General features: G+C 54.7%; 2 protein-coding genes, 1 other RNA gene and 1 pseudogene. 1 reads left to right on the top strand and 3 read right to left on the bottom strand.

The window, feature by feature from the left end:
- The 3 genes and pseudogenes from ACFE7X_RS24060 to ACFE7X_RS24050 form a co-directional block, all read right to left on the bottom strand.
- Window positions 1-837: pseudogene (locus ACFE7X_RS24060) on the bottom strand (hypothetical protein); the annotation flags it as partial.
- A 675-nt stretch (window positions 838-1,512) separates the two neighbouring features.
- Window positions 1,513-1,882: a transfer-messenger RNA gene (gene ssrA / locus ACFE7X_RS24055) on the bottom strand.
- Window positions 1,883-2,027: 145 nt separating this feature from the next.
- Window positions 2,028-3,512 carry a DUF6056 family protein gene (locus ACFE7X_RS24050; RefSeq protein WP_375438226.1) on the bottom strand — a complete coding sequence of 495 codons (1,485 nt, stop codon included), beginning with the start codon at window positions 3,510-3,512 and terminating at the stop codon, window positions 2,028-2,030.
- 1,995 nt (window positions 3,513-5,507) lie between these two features.
- Between ACFE7X_RS24050 and dnaX the strand changes: the two genes are divergently transcribed.
- On the top strand, window positions 5,508-7,600 hold a 2,093-nt coding region (gene dnaX, locus ACFE7X_RS24045; protein ID WP_375438225.1), incomplete at its 3' end, for a DNA polymerase III subunit gamma/tau.

The raw sequence follows: 7,600 nt of genomic DNA, 5'->3' as shown, positions 1-7,600 counted from the left end.
GGGGGAGTACGTTGGGTCGGCCGGGTTTACCAAAAGCTGCCGGGCGCCGTGGTTGGGGCTCTCCACCGTGAGGGGGAAAACGTTGTAGCTATTGGGCGTAGCGGCCGCACTGTTAGGCTGCTGCTGGGGCCACGACGCGGTAGCTAAGGAGCGCTGGGTCAACTCCATAAAGTCAACCGGCTCCGAAACTGTATAGTCGGTTTTATCTACTTGTTGGCCGGTGCGGGCATCTACGCGCACACTCCAGTAGTGGTCACCTACTTTGGGAGCAATGGTAACATCCCAGACCAGTACCAGTTCGCCGCTAGGCCGGGCCTGATACATGAGCTTAACGAGAATCGGGTCCAGCGAAATACCGCCCTCCGAGAAAGTTGCTCCTTCGGCGGGCGTGCCGGGTTTGATTACCGCGAGGTTGCTGGGCGCAGGCAGGTTGAGTGTGCGGGCCGCAGCGGCTACGGCTTGCACGGCCGAGAGGGTAGGCACCGTAGCGGCGCTACGAGCTGCCCCAGCTACATTGGCTAAAAAGCCGCTGTGCATGCTCACTACCTTCTGGTTGCGGTCGAGGTGCAGGTCGGCTTCGGCCCCGTACACTTCAATACCCTGGTAGCGCTGACGCAGGTAAACGTGGGTGATGTCGGCGCCAGCATCGGTATAGGAGCTAGTCACGGCCGGGTTAGCGGCATCAGCTTCGCTCAAACCGAGCTTGGCATGCAGGCCGCTGAGCTGGCGCACAGCGCTGCTGAGCGGAGTGGTTTGCGCCGCTGCTAGGCCCGGTATAGCTAGCAGAGCAGCTACAACTAAAGGACGGCAGATAGTAGGCGTAAAAGATGTTTTCATAGTAAAATTTACAGTGGAAGAAATCAGGTTGGCTACAACCAAAGGCGTAGTTCCTCAAACCTATCCACGAATTATGACAATAGAAAATATAGTTCTTCATATAATTCTGGCATTCGTCCATAAATCAATGTTCTGCGACACTTTAATATATAACCGAAAGATTATATATTTTATATAGTAAACACTTAATTAAAAGCTTGCCTCAACGAATGAAACCACGAACTTTCATTCAGCAGAAGTGGGAATAACGCAGTGTGTCAGCTAACGAATTCACGGCCGTTTCACCTCATAACCAAGCTGTTTACTACCTTGCACAGCACTGCAACACACTTTTTTGCCTAAGATGTTCTTGTGTTCTAGCGGCTCGCTGCTAAGTGGAGTTAAACAGAGTAAAGTCGCTGTTCTTGATGCCAATTTATCTCTGGAATAATTTGGTGCTCAAGTATTTATAAGAAATCTTTAAAACAACCTTTGCTTGCTTTGCAAGTTGACTCTAGGGTCAGTACCAATACTGGGCTCTTTGTTTTTCACCCTACTGATAAGGTAGCAGCATTCCTTTGCCGCCTTTTACTGCAACTCCGTAGCCGCCCATTCAGCAACAAGCAGGATAGTATCCGCACACTTGGCGTACCCAAAAAAACAAAAACCCCGCCTCCAATCTGGAGGCAGGGTTTTCAGTGGAGCTGCAGGGATTCGAACCCTGGTCCAGACAAGGAAGGCGTCGAGCTTTCTACGTGTGTATCTATGCTTATTTTTTCGTGACATCCCAGGCGCACATCAGGCCCTTGGTTTGCCCTTATCTACTTGAGTTTCGCCTTGGCGTCGCAGCGCCACCAAGACTATCCTAATACTTACGACGCCCCGAACTCACCCGTGAAAAGGAAGACGGATGCGGGACGATGACATTACTTAGTACCTAGACTAAGCAGCCATGGCGTAGCTATACTCGCCGGTTGTTGTTTGGACGACTTTTTAACGGGAGATTCATCCAACTCCCGACACGCTTACTCGCGACATGCACAAGCTGTCAATTCCGGTCAGCCCCAGATTAGAAAGAACGAAACCCGCTACGAATAGCGGGGTGCGAATGTACGCACATCGAAAGGAAAACGTTGCCAGTAGCTAAAATGTTCCTGTTTCGCGGCCCGAAACTAACTTGGTAGTTGACGCTCTAACACAGAGCAGACCACTTATTGATAGTGAAAATCGGGGTGGGCGGCGGGGATGTATTCTTTATTGATCACTATCGTCTTGACGCCGAAGTACAGCGCGGTTTCGGTATTGACGTAGTGCCAAGGGTCGGTGGTGAGGTCCCAATCGGTAATCATCACCCAATGAGGTTTGATGCCGTAGAGCGGTAAAACCACCAGATTCTCGGTGCCTTTCGATTTGGCGGCGCGCATTTCCTCTTCGCGCGCCAACAGTTGTTCGTCGTAGGCGGGCGCGCTGCGCAGCAGTTCCTGCCAGGCCCGCAACGGAATGCCCATCATACCGAACCCTACTACAAAGGCAACCAGCGACCAGCGCCATAGCCAGCCAGGCAGGCGCACAGCAAAGCGGGGCTCATGGTACGCCAGCGCCGCCCACACCATCAACAGCTCAAGCGGCAGCAAGAAAAACAACAGCCCGTTGATAACGCGAGCCGGCGGCGTACTGCCCATAATGGCCTTGAACAAGAAAGCGCTGAACACGAGCCCGGCTACGAGCACCAGCGCGGCCCCGTACCACGGCAGCCGTACGGTACCGGAAAGCCAGCCTCGCCGCTGCCAGTACAGCACCGTGGGCACCCAAACCAGCAGCGGCAGCCCCAGCCGAAACGGAAATTCGTACCCTCCCAGCAAATGCTCGACAATATCGAACGTGCCCGGCACCGCCGTTAGCACTTGGCGCAATAGGTTGGCACTGCTAGGATCTTTGGCGTAACCATCGGTTTTCATCCGAACGAAGTTGCCGGGCGCTAACACCGTCACGGCCGAAGCTACCAGCGCCAGCGCCAGTAGGAAGGCCCACCAGCACATCTGCGGCCATTGACGCCGGTACCAACTCACACCTAACAGCAAAGCTAGCACCAGCAACAAGTGCATCATGGTCATTTCGTTGGCCCCGGCCGCCGCCACGGTGCACACCATTGCCACCACACGCCACGCCAAGCGCCACCCAGACCGAACGGCCTGCTGAGCCCGTGCCGAGGCAACGAACACGAGCAGCAGAAACAGCCCCGCCCCATGATATACTACCGCCCCGGTAAACCAGTAAATAGCCTGGTAAGAATCGGGCAGAATATGCAGATAGAGCAGCAAAAAGACCGTAGCAGCCAGCAGCGCCTGCCCGCGCGGCAACGACTGGCTCAGTGTACGCAACCCCAAGTAGACCACGCCCAAGGTGGCGAACAGCGTGAGGGCCGGCGTCAAGCGAAATCCGTCGTACCAATTATATACAAGCGGATTTGCGGCAGTTACAATCCAGGAAGTAGAAAACCGACCCGTCCAGTGCAGGTACAGGTCGATTTGCTGGGCCAGCAGCCCGGTGGTGCGCACGTTAGCGGCGTTGTAGTAGTCGTCGAGGAAGGGATGGTTGTAATAGCTGAGCAGAAAAAACGGCAGAGCCGCCACCGCCACCGCTATACAAAGCACGACGGAGGGCAGACGTGCAAAAAGCCGGGATGTAGCGGCCATACTATTAGAATTACGCAATTGATAATCCAAGTTTTACTAACCAGCAGGTTGCCGAAGCAACAAAACTACTCAGCAACTTGAGAAGTGAGTGGCCGAAACGTGCCCAATTTTTCTCGAGTGCAATTGCATAAACCCTAAAGTTGTAGCCTATTCCCGACTGCGACCCGGCCACCGCACAGCGTACGCTGTCCTAGTAGCAGGTGTCGGGGAATCCGGATCATGCAGCCGGCCGCTTCTCATTACTTCGCGGCTGAAAGGCTGGATGGTCTATTTGCCGAAGAGCAAGGGCACACCTAGTGGCAAAGTCGCGGAAGGCGACTAGCCTGTTTCTGAAAAGTATCTATAACGGGAAATTTGTGTGGCAGCAGACAGGTTGCGCGGACTGAGTAAGCGGCAGAGCGAGTCAGCCCCAGAACACCAACTACAACATTGTGTATGATGCGCTTTATTTCGCGGCGGTGCTTAAACAGACACACGAGGGTTTGCTATTGCCAAAGGCCAACATATCGGCCACCTGTTCAAGTGGTTTTCGTTTGCTGCCCGCTCACCCAATCATATTAATTGTCAGCGGGTTGTAAGCGCATTATTTGAGTGTTACCCGGGTGTAGCAATATACGGAAGGAGCCGTCGCGGTTGAGCTAGGCTGTGAAAAGACTGGGTAGGCAGTCGAGCGTTGGGCCAGCGCTATTTCGGTAACCAGCAACGCCAGGGTAGTTAGCGTTAATACCGTGAACAATAACTTGAGGAGGAAGGCAGCGGTTTTCATAGCTTAAATGGAAAGAGAAACAGTGGGGCAACGGTGGCTACTGCTGGCAGCGCCCAAGACAGGCCGTGGAAAGGGCCTGATGATAACGACTCAATTATTCATCTTAAGCAAGTAGCCAGGTGGCCTCTCTACTTTGGCCTAGCACGTGTAGCGTTGCCAACAAGACCCTGTACTAGCCGCTGAGCACTCAGCTTCTGTAGTGCATATCAGCCCACAGCAGCCTAGATGTGCTTGGGTGAAAGCAGGCTAACTACTAGTGAGGTCAAGCAACTGATGTTTAAATGAGGCCAACTATTTACCGTTGGCAACAGGAGCAACTGGTTTCGGAACGGCGTTGGAAGTGAATTGCGCCTAAACAGGTCGGGCTTCAAAGCACAAGTTGAATTCTTGATTGTCATGCGTTGTGCAAAGTCAGGTAGAAACGGCTTGCTGTCATGGCTAGTGTGGAATAGCTGCTGAACTCAGGGAAAACACTAGCGTTCAGCCTATTGCTTGAGCTAGATACAAAGCAATACCAAGTGCCGGCGCATACCGTTTGCACACGTTGCAAATGCATGTTCTTAGGTTGCATTCTGTTGGAAGCCGTAGTTCTGGGGGCTCCTACACCTTACCGGGTCGTAGCCGCAAGGTTCCGGCGAGCATCGATTAACTGAGTACAAGGCGCACAAGACACTAGGTGCGCATAGCTATTGAGGTGAGCTAGCAATCCTCATAAGGTTCTGCCCTGGCTCAAGGGCGGCCTTTCTTGTTTCGGCTGGCGGCATACACCACGATTGGAGCAGATCGTTGGCAATACTATAGAAGCGCGAAGCCAGCATTTGGCTTCAGCGCAACGTACCTCTCCCGCAGCCCTACCATACCAGTGAATAAACAGCCGGGGGAAAAGCGTAACGGTGGGGCACAGGGCGGGAACGGTTGCGAGCCGACAGGCAGCTACCCTGTCTTGCCTTATTCTCGCTACTGTTTGATAGTTAGAATTATACCATCAAAATATACATAATTCTCCGCATGCTGGAAGATCTGATAACCTTGAATCTAGACCCTTGTAATAATATATAATATACATAATATATAGGAATACGCTTTGGTATTTGACAGCAGAAAGATTTCAACTTATTGGCTTGCTTTAGGCTAGTTTTTTACGGCAATACTTGCCTATTGCTGACAGCAAACAGCCGCCGCCGGCCTTCCAAACCCCGGCTTTTCAAGGTATCTTTGTGGCTAGTCGTATGGAAAATTTCGTCGTTTCGGCCCGCAAATACCGTCCAGCCACGTTCAGAAGCGTGGTAGGGCAACAGCACGTCACCACCACGTTGCAAAACGCTATTTCCAGCCAGCACTTGGCGCAGGCGTTTCTGTTTTGTGGCCCGCGGGGGGTAGGCAAAACCACCTGTGCTCGGATTCTGGCCAAAACCATCAACTGCGAGTTCGTAGAAGAGCACGTACGCAAAGGCCGCCCCGTATCGGAGCTACTTGAAACCCAGCCCGACATCGTGCCCGACGCGCTGCACCAAGCCGCCGACCCCGACAGCACGCCGTTCGAGTTGGAAGCCTGTGGCAAATGCTCGTCGTGCCGTGCTTTCCAAGAAAATGCCTCTTTCAACGTGCACGAGTTGGACGCCGCCTCCAACAACTCGGTGGAAGACATCCGCAGCCTCGTGGAGCAGGTGCGCTACGCCCCGCAGCAGGGCCGCTTCAAGGTCTACATCATCGACGAGGTGCACATGCTCTCGAACGCGGCTTTCAATGCCTTTCTGAAGACCTTGGAGGAGCCGCCGAGCTACGCCATCTTCATTTTGGCGACCACCGAGCGGCACAAGATCATCCCCACCATTCTCTCGCGCTGCCAGATCTTCGATTTCAACCGAATTCGGGTTGACGATATCCGGGGCCATCTGCGCTACGTTGCTACCCAAGAACGCATTCAGGCTGAAGACGACGCCTTGCACCTGTTGGCCCAAAAAGCCGATGGTGGTTTGCGCGATGCGCTGAGCATGTTCGATCAGATGGTGACCTTCTCGGGCCACGACCTGACCTACAAGGATGTGGTGCAGAACCTGCACATTCTGGACTACGAGTATTATTTCCGGTTGGTAGACGCGCTGCTAGGTGAAAACCTGTCGGCCACGCTGCTGCTGCTCGACGAGGTGGTGCAGAACGGGTTCGACCTCCACAATTTCGTGGTGGGCGCGGCCGAGCATTTGCGTGGCCTGCTGGTATGCAAAGACCCCGTAACCGTGCAGTTGCTGGAAGTATCCGATAATCTACGAAACCGCTACGTGCAGCAAGCCCAGGCGGCTCCGCTCTCGTTTCTGCTGTCGGCCCTGAATCTAGTGAGCGTCTGCGACCGAGAGTTCAAACAAGCAAAAAACCAGCGCCTGCACGTGGAGCTGACGCTGATGAAGCTGGCTTATCTCAATGGCGCCGTGCAATTTGCCCGCGACCTAAGTGCTGGCCCCACCGCATCGAGCAACGGCAGCGCCAAGCCTTCAACAGACAACGGCGAGGCGAAAAAAAAAAGTAGCGTAGCCCCGCCTCCCGCGGCCTCCGCACCAGTGGCATCAAACGGTCAGCTTGTTGCGGATGGCACCGCCGAAACAGCAGCCCCCTACAGCTCGCCGAACGGTACAATTCGCCCCAACAGCGAGGCGGTGCCAGCTACTGCTCCAGTAACTGCTCCCCTGCTAGCAACTCGCTCCGCCCCCGCCGACCCAGAACCTATAGTGCCCATCGAAAGCGGCGTGGAGGAACTGCACGACACGCCCAGCATCGAAGACGAAACGGCTACCGAGGTACCCGCCACCTCCCGGCTGCGCGACACCGTACCGCACGTCGAAATTGGCAAGCCGAGTATAGCCGGCCACGAACCCGGTCAGATGCCCGTAACGGCCGCCCCGCTGCCGCCTCGGCCCGGCATGCCGCCCATGGGGAAGCCTTTGGGACTGACTAGTAAGCTCCCCGGCCTTGGCAGTCTCAAGGACATGAAGGCCCAGCTCTTGCAGGCCGACACCCAAAAAGCAGTTGTTAATACCGAGCCCACCGGTCCCGTTACTGGTTTGCCTCCCATCGATGACACCCTGCTTCAACGTGTGTGGGGCGAGCTGAAGGAAGAAAGGAAAGTGCACAGTATGAGTGAGTACAGCGTGCTCAACCGCCCTGTTGTGGCCGACGAACACCACATCATCCGCCTGCGGGTCGACAACCCGGTGCAGGAAGACCAGTTCAACGAGTTTCGGGCCGGTTGCTTGTGCGAGGTGCGCCGCCGTACTGGCTATTCGCGCCTCAATGTGCAAGCAGAAGTAGCTGAGCAGCAAAACACTGG

The organism is uncultured Hymenobacter sp. (assembly GCF_964242765.1).
Classification (GTDB): Bacteria; Bacteroidota; Bacteroidia; order Cytophagales; family Hymenobacteraceae; genus Hymenobacter.
Note: the sequence above shows the minus strand (reverse complement) of the source record. Positions and strands in the feature narration are given on the sequence as shown.

Coding starts and splice junctions, on each gene's coding strand:
- ACFE7X_RS24050 (WP_375438226.1), bottom strand. CDS start 3,512: ATGGCCGCTACATCCCGGCTTTTTGCACGTCTGCCCTCCGTCGTGCTT.